Source organism: Escherichia sp. WS1152, from assembly GCF_046487665.1.
GTDB lineage: Bacteria > Pseudomonadota > Gammaproteobacteria > Enterobacterales > Enterobacteriaceae > Escherichia > Escherichia coli.
The window spans coordinates 167,936-183,539 of record NZ_JBJQJA010000004.1 but is presented as its reverse complement, the minus strand read 5'-3'; the positions used below and the strand labels follow the sequence as shown (position 1 = coordinate 183,539).

Genomic DNA, 15,604 nt, shown 5'->3' with positions numbered 1-15,604 from the left:
CTTATGCCTCAACGCATGATTGTTCCAGCCGTTGAACAATATCTTTCCGTAACAAAAACTTTTGTATTTTACCTGAGGCAGTACGCGGTAGTTTTTCGATTACCACGATATGTTCAGGATATTTATATTTTGCGACCCGTTTACGGCTAAAAAAAGCCACCACCTCTTCCAGCGATAATGAATGATGCGGTGCTTTCAGCACGACATAAGCGCATGAACGTTCACCTAAGCGTTCATCGGGCATTGCAACCACACAAGCATCGTGAATTTTAGGATGCTGTAATAAAATATCTTCCACTTCACGGCTGCTAATATTTTCGCCGCCGCGGACAATAATATCTTTCTTGCGCCCGGTTATTTTTATATAGCCAGCCTCATCCATGCGGCAGAGATCGCCGCTGTAATACCAGCCTTCTTCATCCATGGCACGGGCGGTTAATTCAGGTTCATCAAAATACCCCATAAACACATTGGGGCCACGCGAGGCTTCTTCACCTTCGCAACCTGGCGGTAAGGTCTTGCGTGCGTCATCGACCACTTTAATCTCTACACCTGCGGCAGCGTAACCATCGGTGTGCATAAAGCGCGACAAAGGATCATCGAGATTCACCACCGCATGCGGCGAACTTTCTGTGGAACCATAAACACTTAATAATTTAATGCCGCGCTGCTGGCATTCACGCGCCACTTTTTTGGGGATTGTGGTACCGCCGCAAAGAAAGAAGCGCAGCGCTGAAAGGTCTGCGGGTTGTTTCTCTAGTAAATTCAAAAGATCATAGACAAACGGCGTTGCGCCGAGCATACAGGTGCAACGCTGCTGCTCAAGCAGCGCGAGACACGCATCAGGAGTGAAAATATCTAACAACACGCTGCGAGCGCCAATTAAGAATGGTGCCGTTACGCCATGCAGAAAGCCCGTTGCGTGGCCGAGTGGCGCAGGCATCATAAAGACATCCTGCCAGGTCAGATTCAGCCGCGCGCAATAAGCCCGCTCACTGGCGAGAATATTGTTATGCGTTAGCATCACGCCCTTTGGCAGACCCTCGGTTCCGGAGGTAAACAGCACCGCAGCTAATTCATCGCCGTGGGTCGTTATCGCCGTGGTCAGTGGGGTATTGTCGGCGATAATCTGACTTAATGAGAGGGAAGAGGTGGCGGGAGCCAGTTTGTCCACGCCGACAATTTGTTGTAGTTGTGGAAGCTGATTTTGCAGCGGCAGGATTAAATCTACCGGACGCGTTTGTTTAAACAACGTCGGTGCAAAGAACATTTTTGCCTGACACTTATTGAGCACCCACACCAGTTCTGCTTCCCGCCAGGAAGGCAACAGCGGCACGGAAACCGCACCGATTTTCAGGCAGGCAAGATAGATAACGGTAAATTCACACCAGCCTGGCAGTTGAAATGCGATGCGATCGCCTGATTCAATACCCTTCGCTAACATCCAGTTTGCCAGACAGCTCGCGGCGTGATCGAGCGCGCTATAGGTGTACGATGCTCCATGATTATCGACCACGGCAATTTTGTCTGGCATCGCACGAGCGGTCTGCTGCCAGTAATCGGCCAGCGAAGCATCGCCCCATAGCCCTTGCTGACGATACGCCGCACGACGTTGTTCGTTAAACGTTAATGTCACTTTCATTTTGGACTCTCGAAACAGAACATCAGGCCCGAGATGCGGGCCTGTGGGATGCATGATTAGCCGTAGCGAAAATCAATACCGAAGGTGCCTGCGGGATATTGCCACTGTTCGAGAATAGTGTTACCGCACAGCACCCGACAGGTGCCGCACTCCAGACAACCGGCAGAATCAAAATGAATGTTGCCGGCGTCATCCTGCTTATAAAGTCCGGCAGGGCAGGCTTTCATTAATTTTTGAAATTCTTTGATGTCGGGATTTGCCGCCAGAATAATATGTGGATGGCCCTCATCAACATGGAATTTATTGACGCCTAATTTGACATCAACGTTAACCGTAGCGTTCTGGCTCATAGCGCGGTTGCTCCCTTAATGCCATCTTTCAGCAGATTGATCAGCCCGATTTTCTTCGCGTGTCCCATGATCATTTTGCGTACCGGCTGGTTTGGTTTGCCGTCAATGGTGAACATCTCGTTCATGATGTCGGCTACCATTCGTGGGTATTGGCTAAACAGGCGCGGGTTTTCCATCAGCGCCGGGATCTTGCGAAAATGCTGCATATCACGCATGACGCAGCTTTGTTCCAGCTCACGTTTGTATTGCGCAAGACTGCTGGCGGAGAAATCCGCGCGTTCTTTGGCGGCGATCACCGTTGTGGCGGCAGCCTGAGCCGATGCAATGGCTAAATCCATGCCGCGGACCGTAAAACCCAAATTCAGGCAGAAGCCTGCGGCGTCACCAACGATCATCACGCCCTCGTTAACCAGTTGCGGCACCATTGCCAGACCGCCTTCCGGCACCATATGCGCGGAATATTCAAGCAGTTTGCCGCCGCTAATCAGCGGGCGAATGGCGGGGTGTTGTTTAAAATCTTCCAGCATTTGCGGCACGCTTTTTTGCGCATGGGCGATATCACCCAATCCACAAACCAGCCCCAACGATATGGAATCCTTATTGGTATAGAGGAATCCGCCACCCATCAGACCGTCAGAAGGGGAACCGGCAAACAGCCAGGCGGCACCTTCCTCGCCCGTAATATTAAAACGATCGTTGATCTGTTCTGGTGTGAGGCCAATAACCTCTTTAACACCAACAGCGTAATGATGCGGTTCGGAAGCGGGAACCATTCCCAGCGAGCGGCCAAGCATCGAGTTAACGCCATCAGCCAGAATCACCACATTCGCTTCGAGAATATCATCCCCAGCCTGGACGCCAGTGACCTTGTTTCCTTCACGAACCAGCGCATCGACGCGAACTCCCGGGATAAACTGTGCGCCCGCCTGCTCGGCTTGTTCCATCAACCACGGGTCCAGACGATTACGCAATACGGTATAAGATGCGTGTTGCGGAACATCTGGTTGCTCGCGGTGAAAATCGAGGGTAACGGCGCTCTCTTCGGTTAAGAAGGAGATTTTCTCGCGTGTGACCTTGCGTTCTACCGGCGCTGATGCTGCAAAGCCTGGAATGATTGCTTCAAGTGTGTGGGCATAAAGACGCCCGCCGGTCATGTTTTTACATCCGGCACTGTCGCCGCGTTCTATCACCAGGACATCCAGCCCGGCTCGTGCCATGACCAGTGCGGCAACGCTACCAGCAACGCCCGCACCGACCACAATGGCATCAAATTTGTCATCCGACATGCGTTATGCTCCCTTCCCGCTGCGTTTACAGCGGGAGATGTGGTTGAAAGGGGAATTAGCGGCTCAACTGGCTAATCAGGGTAGGGACGACTTTGTAGATATCGCCCACCAGACCGTAGTCGGCATAGTTGAAGATTGGCGCATTTTTATCTTTATTGATGGCGACAATCACTTTTGCGCCGTTGCCGCCAACCATATGTTGGATCTGCCCGGAGATCCCCAGCGTCAGGTAGAGATCGGATTTCAGCAACACGCCGGAGACACCGATATAACGTTCACGCTCCATCCAGTTCTCGCCTTCGGCAATTGGACGTGAACAGCCGACTTCAGCATTCAGCACCGCCGCCAGTTCGTGGACCATTTTCAGGTCATCCTGCGCTGCCAGACCACGACCGACGCCAACCACACGTTTTGCTTTGCTCAGGTCCACGCTGCTTGCCGCTTTCGCACGGCGCTCGCGACAGAGAATTTCATGACGCGGAGCAACATAAGGTACCGTTTCTGTCGGGCACTGATGAGAGGTATCACTGGTGCACGGTTCCTGAACACCGGGTGCAAGGGTAATGATCGCCAGCGAGCTGTTGATCTTTTCCTGAGCGAACGCTAACCCGCCATACATCCGGTGTTCGGCGCAAATGTGACCATCGACAATATCCACCGCCGTGGCATCGTTCACCAGCGCCGCATTCAGTTGCACACTTAACCGTGCTGCCAGCGCTTTACCACGTTTCGTCGCGGCCAGTAGCAACATAGCGGGGTGTTTATCTTTCAGCAGAGCAGCAATGCTTTCGGCGTAATTTTCAGTGCGTTGCAGCGCGTCGTTTTGCGCAAGAACATAAATACATTTTGGACCATAAGGCATAACTGCCTGCACCTGGTCGGTATTTTGTACAATGGCATACACCTGTTGGCCCCATTGCTGAGCGCCGCCAAACAGTTCAGCATAACGTTCAGGATTATCGCTAAAGACCCAGACGCTGTTTAATTGACTCATCGTTTCTTCTCCGTAGGCTTCAGTTCAGGGCTTTCTTCAGATGTTCCGCCAGCTCGGCAATGGCCTCCGGCGAATCGTTATCGAGAATGATGTGCTTACGTTCTGTTTGCGGCGGTACGCGAATGCCGGTCAGTTCAGCAAGTGGTGCGCTCTGGCTCCAGCCAATATCACTTGCCTGCCACTGATTTACCGGTTTTTTACCCGCGCCGAGAATGGCTTTCATCGAAGGAATGCGTGGCACGTTAATATCGGAGGTGACGCAGAGCACGGCTGGAACAGAGAGTTCAATAACTTCAACGTCATCTTCAAGCGTGCGTTCAATCACCAGTGTATTGCCCTGACGCTGAATAGCACTCACTGCATTAATCACCGGAAGTTGCAGAATTTCTCCGACCAGCAAGCCAACCTGCTGGGCATAAAGGTCGCCGGAACCTTCACCAAAGATCAGTAAATCGAAGCCGATCTTTTCAACTGCTGCCGCCAGCGCTTTTGCGGTATCGAGAGGCAGTGCATGCTCAAGTTGTGCATCCTGCACCATATACAGGCTGTGCGGCCCGCGGGATAGCACGTCTTTGCGCACTTTCGAGTTCTGCAACAATGAGCCGCCAACGGTCAGCGCGGCTATCTCATCGTCATCTGTTGCAAGCTGGCTTGCAGCTTCAATGGCATTGAGATCGAACTGGCTGATTTTGGCGTCGGCATTGTCGAAATTCAGGGTGTATTCTGGAGTGACAACAATGTCCTGTTCTTCAGGCACCAGCTTAAAGCAGGTTATTATTTTCATGATTTCTCCTGTGAGTCGCATACGGAACCATCTCCGATGGAAGGTAAAAATGGCCTGAAAATAGTGTGCGATAGCGGTGCGGGGTTTTCGACGGAGCAAGCTGTTTTCCTTGCCAACAATCTTGCAAAAAAAATGCGATCGCTAAAACAAAAGTGCAATTTGCGGCAATATAGTTATTCCATGACCGTACAATCTTGCATTCAGTGTAAATAATCTTGTTTAGCTCTCGCTAAACGCGGTTGTATAACCGCAATACACGCCGTATTTTATCCGGCATATATTGTTTTTGCTTGCTCATGGAATAGGGAGGTTGTCATGTATCAACGCTGTTTTGATAATGCCAGTGAAACGCTGTTTGTCGCTGGTAAAACGCCACGGCTTTCACGTTTTGCATTTAGCGATGATCCAAAATGGGAGTCTGGACATCACGTTCATGACAATGAAACCGAGCTGATTTACGTCAAGAAAGGGGTGGCAAGGTTTACCATCGATTCTTCGTTATATGTCGCGCATGCAGATGATATAGTGGTGATAGAACGCGGCAGGCTGCATGCGGTGGCCTCTGACGTTAACGATCCGGCAACGACGTGTACCTGTGCGCTGTACGGCTTTCAGTTTCAGGGGGCTGAGGAAAATCATCTACTGCAACCGCATTCTTGTCCGGTAATTGCCGCGGGGCAGGGAAAAGAAGTCATTAAAACCTTATTTAATGAGCTAAGTGTGATTTTGCCGCAAAGTAAAAATAGCCAAACATCTTCGTTATGGGATGCATTTGCCTATACATTAGCAATTCTTTACTACGAAAACTTTAAAAATGCTTATCGTTCGGAGCAGGGGTATATTAAAAAAGATGTTCTGATAAAAGATATTCTTTTCTATCTGAATAATAATTATCGCGAAAAAATCACTTTAGAACAGTTATCGAAAAAATTTCGTGCCAGCGTCAGTTATATTTGCCATGAATTTACCAAAGAGTATCGTATTTCCCCTATTAACTATGTTATTCAACGGCGTATGACGGAAGCGAAATGGTTACTCACTAATACTGAATTATCACAGGCAGAGATCTCCTGGCGTGTGGGTTATGAAAATGTCGATCACTTTGCCAAACTGTTTTTGCGCCATGTCGGTTGTTCGCCCAGCGATTACCGCAGGCAATTTAAAAACTGTTTTGCGGAACAAGAAATCTTATCTGAATTTCCTCAACCGGTAAGTCTTGCCGGGTAAATCTGGCGGCGCAGTTTGTTAAGAAGCTGCGCCGCCTGCAGATTATTTGTTCTGATAGTCTTTCAGGATTTGCCGACCTGCTACGTAAATCATAATTTCGTCTGTACCGCCGCCAATACGTTCACAACGGACATCACGCCAGAAGCGGGAGACGCGCGCTTCATCGGTATAGCCCAGACCGCCCATGATTTGAATCGCATCATCAATGACTTCCATTGCGGTACGTGCGCAATACAGTTTTGCCAGCGCCGCGCTGGTGCGCAGTGACTGATGCTGATCGGCTTGCCATGCTACTTTCAGCACCATGTTGCGCATGTTGTCGATCTTAATCGCCATCAGCGCCAGTTTTTCCTGGATCATCTGGTTATGACCAATGGGTTTACCAAAAGCGATACGTTGGTTGGCATAGCGGGCGGCATCTTCAAAGGCACACTCGGCAAAGCCGGTGCTGCGCGCGGCGTTGATCAGGCGCTCCATCTCAAAGTTGTACATCACATTGAGGAAACCCATTCCTTCTTCGCCCACCATGTCGCTCTCTTCAACTTCCACGTTGTCGAGATAGACTTCGCAGGTGCTGAGCATATGCCAGCCGATTTTATGCAGCGGGTTAATCTTAATGCCGGGCTTACTGGAGTCGACCCACCACAGGGTGAAGGCTTTTTTGGGATCTTTCGGTTGCGGATCGCGCGCCAACACCAGCATATATGGGTACTCTTTCGCACCGGTAATAAAGGTTTTCTGTCCGTTGATATAAACCTTGCCGTTTTTACGCGTGTAAGTGGTAGTGGCACTGTTGTTGTCTGAGCCTGCGCCTGGCTCCGTCAACGCCAGGGCATAGGCGGGATCACCCGTTTCCAGGGTGCTTTCTGCCGTTTTACGTAGCTGCTCTGCAGAACCGAAACGGCGCATACTGTGAATACATTGACCGTTGGTGATCAAAAATGCCGGAGCACCGCATTTTGACACTTCCATCAGCGCCAGCATCTGGGTGACGTAATCCGCAGGGATACCACCAAATTCTTCCGGCACGCCAAGCATGGAAATACCGTTATCCGCCAGTGCCCGCATAAATTCACGCGGGTATGTCCCGTTTTGATCGCAGGTGCGGAAATACTCTTCCGGAAAGTTAGTCGTAATCAGTTCGCGAATACTGGCCAGCAGCAGTTCTTGTTCTTCAGTTAAAGAAAAATCCATCATTATACTCCTGTTAATGAGCCGCTTCAGGCAGGACAAAACCCATCGCCGCATCGATAAATAATCTTTCGTCCATCAGTTTGAGTTCTGGCGAAATCACTGGGGTGAAATCCATTTTGTCGAGAATATCTTTTTGTAAATCGACGCCAGGGGCGATTTCGATTAAATGCAGGCCGTCTTCTTTCAGCGTGAATACTGCGCGCTCAGTGATATAACGAACATCCAGCCCTCGCTCGAGAGCGATTTTTCCGCTGAAAGTAATTTCCGGTAGTTCCCGAATAAATTTCTTCACCCGTCCTTCCTGGACGATATTTAATTTGCCGTCGGTAATTTCTGTTTTTAAACTGCCCGCAGTTAACGTGCCGCAGAAAATAATTTTCTTCGAGGTGGCACTGATATCAATAAATCCACCGGTACCCATGATTTTGCCATTGAATTTATGCACGCCGACGTTACCGTGCTGGTCGACTTCAGCAAAACTCAAATAACAAACATCCAGACCGCCACCGTGATAAAAATCAAACTGGGACGTCATATCCAGAATGGCACGGGTATTCACGTTCGCGCCAAAGGCGATCCCCTGTGAAGTAATTCCGCCAATCGGACCTGTTTCTACCGTCAGAATAAAGTCATCAGCACAACCTTCTTCTCGGGCGACCAGGCCAATGCCGTCAGCAATACCGACGCCGACATTCCCCACCGCGCCTTTACGCATTTCGAATAATGCGCGCCGCGCAACTAATTTACGTTGGTTTAGGGGCAGGCTAAGTTTGGTACTGTCATCAAGGGTGAAGTCACCAGAAATAAAGCGGTTAACCGGTGCACCGCCATACAGTTGGGTTTGATCCGGATCGACCACCACAATATCCACCAGATAACCCGGAATACGGACAGATTTAGGATGCAGCGTGGCTTTCTTAACCATTTTCTGCACCTGCATCATCACAATACCGCCGTTATTGTGCACCGCCTGGGCAATAACCAATGCGTCGAGATACATCACCTCATCTTCAAAAGTGGCGTAGCCTTCGCTGTCGCAGGTGGTAGCGCGAATGAAGGCGATATCTGGCGCAATCCCTTTGTAATAGAGATATTCTTTGTTATCAAACTCGACCAGTTTAATCAGGTCTTCTTTAGTGACTTCATTCAGTTTGCCGCCTTGCTGGCGTGGATCGACAAATGTCCCGATGCCAATATCACTAATAATACCAGGCTGGTGGGCTGCGGCGGCGCGTAAGGTTTGTGTAAGTACACCTTGTGGGTAGTTATAAGCAATAATTTTATTTTGTTCTGCGAGTTCAGAAATACGCGGCGATTGTCCCCAGTGACCACATAATGCCCATTTCACCAGACCTTCTTGCGCCAGAGGACTAATACCACGATCGGCGCGATCGCCAAGCCCTGTTGGACTAATAATCGATAAATTACGTGGCGTTTGAGTCTGTTTATATTTATCAGCAAGAGCAGTAATTAACGTGGTGGCTTCCAGAATACCGCCGCCAGCGCCTAACACACAAAGTGTTGCTTCGTCGGGAATATAATTCACCGCTTCCTGTGCCGACAGGACCGGCACTCGTCCATTAATACGAGGTGGTTTTACAGGTTTCATTGTTAATTCCTGATTCAGGTGTGATTTTCCCTACGCCAGATGGATAATTAGCGTACAGAGACTCACGAAATATTTTTATTAAATACGGTTGAATATATTTTTTTTAGTTCGGCGGGGGAGGATATTCCCGCCGAAATATTATTGCTTATGCCTGATGTAAAATAGTTAATACTGTGCGCAAATCATTTACCGAGATTTGCCCTGGCGCAGAGGCTTTTTTTACCGCACCAAAAGTTGCCGCCGACCCAAATACTTCACCAGCCAGACGAGAAATTACGCCAGTTTTTGCCATTGACATCGTGATGATTGGACGATCGGCATACTGCTCCTGCATCTCCAGGGTCGCGGCAAGCAACGTCAGCACATCGCTGGTACTTTGCGGCATCAGCGCAATCTTAGGAATATCGGCGTCGAAGGACTGCATTTTGCGCAGACGGGCAATGATTTCTTCGGCTTCCGGCGTTTTATGGAAGTCATGGTTGGACATGACAACTTTCACATCATGCGCGTGGGCGTAGGCGACGGTTTCTTTAACCTGATCATCGCCGGTAAATAACTCCAGATCGATCATATCAACCAGGCCGCTGTCGATGGCTGCACGATTGAGAGCAATATAAGCCTCGGTGGAAATCGCCTGCTCGCCGCCTTCTTTGGCACTGCGGAAGGTAAACAGCAGCGGTTTTTCTGGCATGGTTTCACGGAGAATTTTTGCCGCCGCCATGACAGACTCCACATTGGAGAGGTCGGCAAAGTGGTCCACACGCCATTCCAGAATATCAAAGTCCGCTTCACGATAGGCGAGAGCTTCGGATTTCACGCGGGCGATATCTTTCGCCATCAGCGAGACGATGATTTTAGGTGCGCCCGTACCAATGACGAGATCTTTTACAGTTACGGTTTTCATTTTTTACCCTTTCTGCACGCGGTCAGCCTGTCAGGCACCGAACCCCATGACCTGTTTAACATATTCCAGAGGGAAATCTTTGCCAGTCCATAACGTGAACTGTTCAGCCCCTTGCCACAACAACATGCCGTATCCATCAATCGTTTTGCAACCAGCTTGTTGCGCCTGCTGCAATAACTTCGTCATATGCGGGTTATACACGCATTCAGTGACCAGCAGTCCCGGATGTAACAGACTGATATCATTAACTAATGATTCATTCTCAAGGGGTTTCATACCCACTTTTGTGCCATTGGTTAAAATGTCGGCGGAAGCCAGGGCTTCAGCAAAGGCTTGCTGATCGGCGAGATCGGTAACCGTGACGACACAATCGGTGTTTTCGTTAACCCGCTGCGCGAAGGCGAGGGCTTTATCGAAGAACTCATCCCGACGGTTAAAGAGTTTAATTTCTTTTAAACCTTCAATTGCCCCCTGCGCGCCAATCGCCGTTGAGGCACCTCCGGCCCCTAACAGCACCATTGTTTTGCCTTTGATATCAAAACCGCTCTCTTTAATGGCGCGAATATGGCCCGTGCCGTCGGTGTTATAGCCGCGCAGGTAGCCATCATCATTAACGATGGTGTTGATGGCACCCACCAGTTTGGCTGCTGGCGTTAATTCATCAACATATTCACACGCCAGTTGTTTGTTCGGCATTGATACACCAGTTCCGCGCATTTTTAGAGCTTTTAATCCTTCAATTGCTCTGGGAAAGCTATCGTTATCCACTTCGAAGGCCATATAGGTAAATGGCAATCCCGCTTTTTCTAAGGCTTTATTCTGCATTTCAGGCGATAAACTGTGGCGGATAGGATAAGCCATCAACCCAATCAATTCGTATTTTGCGGTAACATCCATAATTAACTCCTTTAACCTCTATGCTTAATTGTGTTTAACCGGGTGCTAAATTTGCGCTCGCCAAACCGCACATCATTCTCAGGAATAATAAAAACGCGGTAATAGCGGATAAAAACAATAATTGCGGTAATCAGGGCCAGCAGCGCGAAAGTAAAATCGAGAACAATGATATATTGCAGGCCGATGTTCGACAGATAACCGGTAATCAGCGGAATAACAAAGTTAGCCAGTCCACCCATCATCATATAAATACTGGTGACTTTGGCTTTGCTTTTTGGGAAAAACTCTGACATGACCGAAACACCGAGCTGTAAAATGCCGCCAGCTGCTGAGAAACCGATAACAAAGGCGCCGGCATTACACACCAGTGGAGAAGGGTACAGGTAGATAATGGCTGCTGTTATTGTTGCCAGTGCAGAGTTAAATACATTAGCCCAGATGGGCCGGACCATTTTTTTCAGTAGTGCGGCAAAAATAAAGACACAGACCAACGAGCCCATACTGTAATAAGAGATGGTTTTTAATGCCTCAGCTTCTGACATACCAGCAAAAGCCATCGCATATTTGGGCATCCACACCACAATCACATAAAAGGTCGAGAATGCGGCTACACCGAACAGTACCGATGAAACACCTTCCAGCCAGACTAACGGTTTGCTGTTCATTTGCGGTAATTCATTAGCTACGCTGGCGTCCACCAACTGGCTGGGGAATTTGCTTTTCAACAGCATCAGCGTGATCAGTACAAACAGAATACCCGGAATAATCAGCCCATAGCCGTACCAGATATTATTGAGCAACATATAGCTCACCAGCATTGGGTAGAACATTTGCCCAAATGACACCATCGCTTTAACCAGTATGACCGCCGAACCAGAGGCTTTCGGAAAGCATTCCATGAGCGCGGGGTAGCCACCCGTATCCAGCGCTGAGTTAGCGATACCTACGCACACTGCCAGACCGTAGGCGAGAGTTAAATTCGGGCAAGCGGGAATACCAAAGAAGAATAGCAGATACATTATTACTGCCATTAATATCACCGCCCGACGACCAAACTTATCGGAGATCACTCCGAAGAATAAAATACTGATCAATCGCCCCAAACCGATACCGGAAATTAAGTAGGCAATGCCCGCGTTGTCAGTGGAAAACTTTTCCGCCAGAGATGACATATTTTGGGCAAGTGTAATAACACTAATGCCGTGCAGGAAGTAGCTGAAGTAAATACAAAGAACAGCCAGGATAAATGGCGTGCTGAAAGCCTTATTTTGAGACATTTTCACAGCTCCTTGCTGAAAGATAATTTCGTTACCGTACGTATTGTTCTCCGACGGTTTACATAATTACTATACTGAAGATGATTTTCCCTGGGTACATGGCATAAAGTTTATGTTTCCAGGAATATTGCATGTCATAGTTTGTTTTTGATCGCGATTTTCCTTAGTTAGCGCAGAAAGAGTTATTTATCCGAAAGATCTTGCATGACCTGAAAAGAATATTGCATTACCCACCCGGAGCGACATTTTCCTTTAGCGAGTGATGCCGCGTTTTTTTGCGGCTGCGTAAGCCGATAAACAGTGCCAGTAAAAAACCGATGGCAGCGATGGCGGTATCGAACCACATAATATCGGCAATACTTCTTTGGGACAGATGAGCCGTAATCAACGGAATAGTAAAGGTCGCAATACTGCCCGCACTGTAATAGATCCCTGTAGCTTTACCTTTAGCGTAAGGGAAACGTTCAGCCATTAACGTCAAGCCAATTTGCACAACACCTCCAGCAGAGGTAAAACCAATGACAAAAGCAAATATTATCACCACATAAAATGTGGGATGCAGGCAGACGGTAAACAGAGCAATAAATGAGATAAAGGTGTACAGCATCAGTAATGTTGTTGGGCGAACGGTATTACGAATGAGTGGAGCGGTAATAAATACACAAAGCAGCGAACCCACGGTGTAGATACTGAGTAGTTTGATCGACATAGTGTATGACATGCCTGCAACAAATTGTCCGTACTGTGCCAGCCACTGGCTAACCAGATAAAACGTTGCCATTGAGATATAGCCATATAAGGTATAACTGGCTAAATCGATAATTGAACAGCGATGTTCCGTAGAGCTGGTGGTTTTCTTTATGACAGGTAAGCGACGACCCGGATGGGGTGGGAACGTACAACGGTATAAAAACAGAGCGTTAATAAACATAATGCCTGCAGCAATCATAAAGGACCAACCGAACCACAGTTCAGCCCACACTAACAGGCTAATGATTAGCGGTAATAAAAATTGTCCGCTGGAAACAAATGCTTTAATTAAAATATTGGCTGTCCCAGGTGAGCGTGGAAAAGCTTCCATCAAACTGGGATAAGTGCCTGCATCGAGAAAACTGTTTGCCATTCCCGCCAGAAAGCCAAAAACATAAGCGATAATGATGTTATTGGTCTGCAGGATGCCAAAAAAGAAGGCCATATAGCAGCACATCCCGAGCATGATAAAAGGGCGGCGACCAAAGCGATCGGATAATAATCCTGCAAAAAGCAAGACACTTAATCGACCAATGCCCAGCGATGAGATAACTATCGAGACACCCGCGGCATTAGTCTGCCAAAGTGTCTCCAGCGAGGCCATATTCAGGCTCATCAAAATGACGCCCATACCATGCACCAGGTAATTAAAATACAACCCAAGTGCGGTAGGGTAATAGGGATTTTTCATAGGTTCTACTTAGCAAAGGTGCTTTAAAAAGTGTAGCGATGTTGTGTCAGTATCCATTCATTATTGTTGTAACAACGACAATTCCTTTCTGTGGAAAAATTAACAAAGCCGCTCCAGATCGTGTGCATATAATTCAGCGGCTACCGATTGATAGATCTTCCAGTCAATAAAATTGCCATCAGGGTAGACTCGTTGAAATGCGGTTAAGTCGGGGAAAAAACGCATGGTGTTGTTGCCGATGCGGTTATTTATTTTCTCTATGATGGCATGAAGATGTTTTTTTCGTTGCTGACGCATAGCCAACAGTTGCTCGACTACACGATCAGGAATGGCGCATTTGCCATTTTCCCACTGACGCCAGCTTTCACTGTCACCGGTCTGGGCAATCCAGGTCGCGCATTCATCAATAGTCATGGCAAAAATATGGCGGAGTGCCTGGAGTTCATAAGCGTTCATCGTGTAATGGCTGCATGAAATAAACAATAAAATATAAATAACATTATCAGCCTGCTGACGGCTTGAAGAGAGTCACAGTATCTTGTGCAACATTATTGGAAAGAGTGAGGGGCGAGGTAGCGAAGCGGAAAAATGTTAAAAAAAAGCCCATCGTGGGAGATGGGCAAAGACTACACACAGCAATTCGTTGTTTCACTCAGGGGATTTCCATGCTTATAAATCAATATGTTGATTTATAACCGTGAGCTAATAGTAGGCATACGGACTTTTTGCGTCGATCAGATTCGTCTCATTAGTTTAAAAACTGTAAAGAATTTGCGACAGGTACTACCAGCTGAATGGCGGTAAGCAGGAAAATATGGGGAAGAGCAAGCAAATATCAATTAGCGGTGGTTAACAATCAGGCGGCAGAGCCGCCTGATGAGAAATTACTTATTCGGTTTCTCGATTTCGCCAAGTTCTTCGAGAATTTCTTCCGGTTGGTCCGTCGGCGGCGGGACTTCTTCCACCCACGCGGCAAACAGACGCCAGGAAACGGCTAACAGAACCGGACCAATAAACAGACCGATCATCCCGAAAGCAATCAAACCACCAATAACGCCAGAGAGGATCAGGATCAGCGGTAAATCGGCACCCATGCGAATTAACATTGGGCGGATGACGTTATCCAGCGTGCCAACCACACCGCTCCACACTAACAATACCGTTCCCCAGGTGGTATCGCCGGTCCAGTAGAGCCAGATAATCGCCGGAATCAGTACCGGCAACGGGCCAAGCTGGACAAGGCAGGAGAGGATCATTAACACCGTTAGCAACGTTGCATAAGGTACGCCGGATACGGCGAGGCCGATACCGCCAAGCACTGCCTGTACTAACGCCGTCACCACCACACCCAGCGCCACCGCGCGGATAGCCTGTGCCGCCAGCAGTACGGCGGCATCTCCGCGAACGCCTGCCAGACGGGTCGCAAAATGGCGAATGCCTTGTGCCACCTGTTCACCGCGCCAGTACAGCAGGGCACTGAAGAGAAGCATCAGCGCACAATGCACCATAAAGCGCCCGATATGCGCCGCTTGCCCAACGAACCAGGTGGTGGTGGTGCCAATATAAGGGCGGACTTTCGCCATGATCGCCGTCCCCCCCATATCCAGCAAGTTGTGCCAGCCTGCATACAGCTTCGCGCCAATCACCGGAATGGTATTAAGCCACGCCAGATCGGGTAACGTCATGTCACCGCTGGAAATGGCTTTAATTAGCGGGCCGCTGCCGTCGACGATACTGTTAACCAGCAAAGCAATAGGGATGATAAACACCATCACTAATAACAGCGTCATCACCAGAACGGCGAGAGAGCGGCGGCCAAACATGATCTTTTGCAAACGTAACAATACCGGCCAGGTGGCGATAACCACCGTACCGGCCCATGCAAAGCCGAGAATAAAGGGTTGAACAATCCACAGACATGCCACAATCATGATGGCTAAAAACAGCACCGAAAGCAGAATTTGTGCGACATCCCTGGGCTGACGAACATTTACCATAA

The 15,604-nt window shown here is 48.7% G+C and carries 14 protein-coding genes and 1 other RNA gene; 1 reads left to right on the top strand and 14 read right to left on the bottom strand.

The annotated features are described in order from the left end of the window. Nucleotide 1: 1 nt before the first annotated feature. The 5 genes from fadK to ACJHW7_RS08825 are packed head-to-tail and all read right to left on the bottom strand — an operon-like array spanning nt 2 to nt 5,056. Entirely contained in the window at nt 2–1,642 is a 1,641-nt protein-coding gene (fadK, locus tag ACJHW7_RS08845; RefSeq protein ID WP_021556862.1) for a medium-chain fatty-acid--CoA ligase, read from the bottom strand. A 56-nt stretch (nt 1,643–1,698) separates the two neighbouring features. Then, on the bottom strand, nt 1,699–1,992 hold the full coding sequence (locus ACJHW7_RS08840) for a ferredoxin family protein (protein ID WP_021556861.1): 294 nt from the start codon (nt 1,990–1,992) through the stop codon (nt 1,699–1,701). After that, complete coding sequence (locus ACJHW7_RS08835) at nt 1,989–3,278, bottom strand: FAD-dependent oxidoreductase (RefSeq protein ID WP_021556860.1); 1,290 nt, start codon at nt 3,276–3,278, stop codon at nt 1,989–1,991. Before ACJHW7_RS08835 ends, ACJHW7_RS08840 begins: the two co-directional genes overlap by 4 nt. A gap of 55 nt (nt 3,279–3,333) precedes the next feature. Further along, nucleotides 3,334–4,272, bottom strand: coding sequence for an electron transfer flavoprotein subunit alpha (locus ACJHW7_RS08830; protein WP_021556859.1), 939 nt, complete (start codon nt 4,270–4,272; stop codon nt 3,334–3,336). A 19-nt stretch (nt 4,273–4,291) separates the two neighbouring features. Next, a complete protein-coding gene (locus tag ACJHW7_RS08825) occupies nt 4,292–5,056 on the bottom strand; it encodes an electron transfer flavoprotein (protein ID WP_000692154.1) in 765 nt (254 codons plus the stop codon). A 315-nt stretch (nt 5,057–5,371) separates the two neighbouring features. Between ACJHW7_RS08825 and ACJHW7_RS08820 the strand changes: the two genes are divergently transcribed. Further along, nucleotides 5,372–6,283: an AraC family transcriptional regulator gene (locus tag ACJHW7_RS08820; RefSeq protein ID WP_000284781.1), complete on the top strand. Its 912-nt coding sequence runs from the start codon at nt 5,372–5,374 to the stop codon at nt 6,281–6,283. 42 nt (nt 6,284–6,325) lie between these two features. On the opposite strand, the gene ACJHW7_RS08815 is transcribed toward ACJHW7_RS08820, so the two are convergent. The 9 genes from ACJHW7_RS08815 to ydiK all read right to left on the bottom strand — a co-directional run bounded on the left by ACJHW7_RS08815 (nt 6,326) and on the right by ydiK (nt 15,602). Continuing rightward, on the bottom strand, nt 6,326–7,477 hold the full coding sequence (locus ACJHW7_RS08815; RefSeq protein ID WP_000347850.1) for an acyl-CoA dehydrogenase: 1,152 nt from the start codon (nt 7,475–7,477) through the stop codon (nt 6,326–6,328). 13 nt (nt 7,478–7,490) lie between these two features. Continuing rightward, nucleotides 7,491–9,086: an acetyl-CoA--acetoacetyl-CoA transferase subunit alpha/beta gene (locus ACJHW7_RS08810; RefSeq protein WP_021556858.1), complete on the bottom strand. Its 1,596-nt coding sequence runs from the start codon at nt 9,084–9,086 to the stop codon at nt 7,491–7,493. A 145-nt stretch (nt 9,087–9,231) separates the two neighbouring features. Further along, nucleotides 9,232–9,990, bottom strand: a complete 759-nt coding sequence (gene aroD / locus ACJHW7_RS08805; RefSeq protein WP_000860181.1) for a type I 3-dehydroquinate dehydratase — start codon at nt 9,988–9,990, stop codon at nt 9,232–9,234. A 30-nt stretch (nt 9,991–10,020) separates the two neighbouring features. Next, complete coding sequence (gene ydiB / locus ACJHW7_RS08800) at nt 10,021–10,887, bottom strand: quinate/shikimate dehydrogenase (RefSeq protein WP_000383484.1); 867 nt, start codon at nt 10,885–10,887, stop codon at nt 10,021–10,023. An 11-nt stretch (nt 10,888–10,898) separates the two neighbouring features. Further along, the gene (locus ACJHW7_RS08795) at nt 10,899–12,164 is read right to left on the bottom strand and encodes an MFS transporter (RefSeq protein WP_001297389.1); all 1,266 of its coding nucleotides are present in this window, start codon (nt 12,162–12,164) and stop codon (nt 10,899–10,901) included. Nucleotides 12,165–12,390: 226 nt separating this feature from the next. After that, nucleotides 12,391–13,605: an MFS transporter gene (locus ACJHW7_RS08790; protein WP_000795599.1), complete on the bottom strand. Its 1,215-nt coding sequence runs from the start codon at nt 13,603–13,605 to the stop codon at nt 12,391–12,393. 99 nt (nt 13,606–13,704) lie between these two features. Beyond that, a complete protein-coding gene (locus tag ACJHW7_RS08785) occupies nt 13,705–14,061 on the bottom strand; it encodes a YdiL family protein (protein ID WP_001310864.1) in 357 nt (118 codons plus the stop codon). A gap of 135 nt (nt 14,062–14,196) precedes the next feature. Further along, nucleotides 14,197–14,304: antisense sRNA RprA (gene rprA, locus ACJHW7_RS08780), an RNA gene on the bottom strand. A 185-nt stretch (nt 14,305–14,489) separates the two neighbouring features. Continuing rightward, nucleotides 14,490–15,602, bottom strand: coding sequence for an AI-2E family transporter YdiK (ydiK, locus tag ACJHW7_RS08775; RefSeq protein ID WP_000248636.1), 1,113 nt, complete (start codon nt 15,600–15,602; stop codon nt 14,490–14,492). Nucleotides 15,603–15,604 lie beyond the last annotated feature (2 nt).

What these genes read in the sequence shown, in the direction of transcription:
- ydiB (WP_000383484.1), bottom strand. Translation starts at nt 10,887, where the DNA reads ATGGATGTTACCGCAAAATACGAATTGATTGGGTTGATGGCTTATCCT.
- ACJHW7_RS08825 (WP_000692154.1), bottom strand. Translation starts at nt 5,056, where the DNA reads ATGAAAATAATAACCTGCTTTAAGCTGGTGCCTGAAGAACAGGACATT.
- ACJHW7_RS08830 (WP_021556859.1), bottom strand. Translation starts at nt 4,272, where the DNA reads ATGAGTCAATTAAACAGCGTCTGGGTCTTTAGCGATAATCCTGAACGT.
- ACJHW7_RS08815 (WP_000347850.1), bottom strand. Translation starts at nt 7,477, where the DNA reads ATGGATTTTTCTTTAACTGAAGAACAAGAACTGCTGCTGGCCAGTATT.
- ydiK (WP_000248636.1), bottom strand. Translation starts at nt 15,602, where the DNA reads ATGGTAAATGTTCGTCAGCCCAGGGATGTCGCACAAATTCTGCTTTCG.
- ACJHW7_RS08835 (WP_021556860.1), bottom strand. Translation starts at nt 3,278, where the DNA reads ATGTCGGATGACAAATTTGATGCCATTGTGGTCGGTGCGGGCGTTGCT.
- ACJHW7_RS08790 (WP_000795599.1), bottom strand. Translation starts at nt 13,605, where the DNA reads ATGAAAAATCCCTATTACCCTACCGCACTTGGGTTGTATTTTAATTAC.
- ACJHW7_RS08785 (WP_001310864.1), bottom strand. Translation starts at nt 14,061, where the DNA reads ATGAACGCTTATGAACTCCAGGCACTCCGCCATATTTTTGCCATGACT.
- ACJHW7_RS08810 (WP_021556858.1), bottom strand. Translation starts at nt 9,086, where the DNA reads ATGAAACCTGTAAAACCACCTCGTATTAATGGACGAGTGCCGGTCCTG.
- aroD (WP_000860181.1), bottom strand. Translation starts at nt 9,990, where the DNA reads ATGAAAACCGTAACTGTAAAAGATCTCGTCATTGGTACGGGCGCACCT.
- ACJHW7_RS08820 (WP_000284781.1), top strand. Translation starts at nt 5,372, where the DNA reads ATGTATCAACGCTGTTTTGATAATGCCAGTGAAACGCTGTTTGTCGCT.
- fadK (WP_021556862.1), bottom strand. Translation starts at nt 1,642, where the DNA reads ATGAAAGTGACATTAACGTTTAACGAACAACGTCGTGCGGCGTATCGT.
- ACJHW7_RS08795 (WP_001297389.1), bottom strand. Translation starts at nt 12,164, where the DNA reads ATGTCTCAAAATAAGGCTTTCAGCACGCCATTTATCCTGGCTGTTCTT.
- ACJHW7_RS08840 (WP_021556861.1), bottom strand. Translation starts at nt 1,992, where the DNA reads ATGAGCCAGAACGCTACGGTTAACGTTGATGTCAAATTAGGCGTCAAT.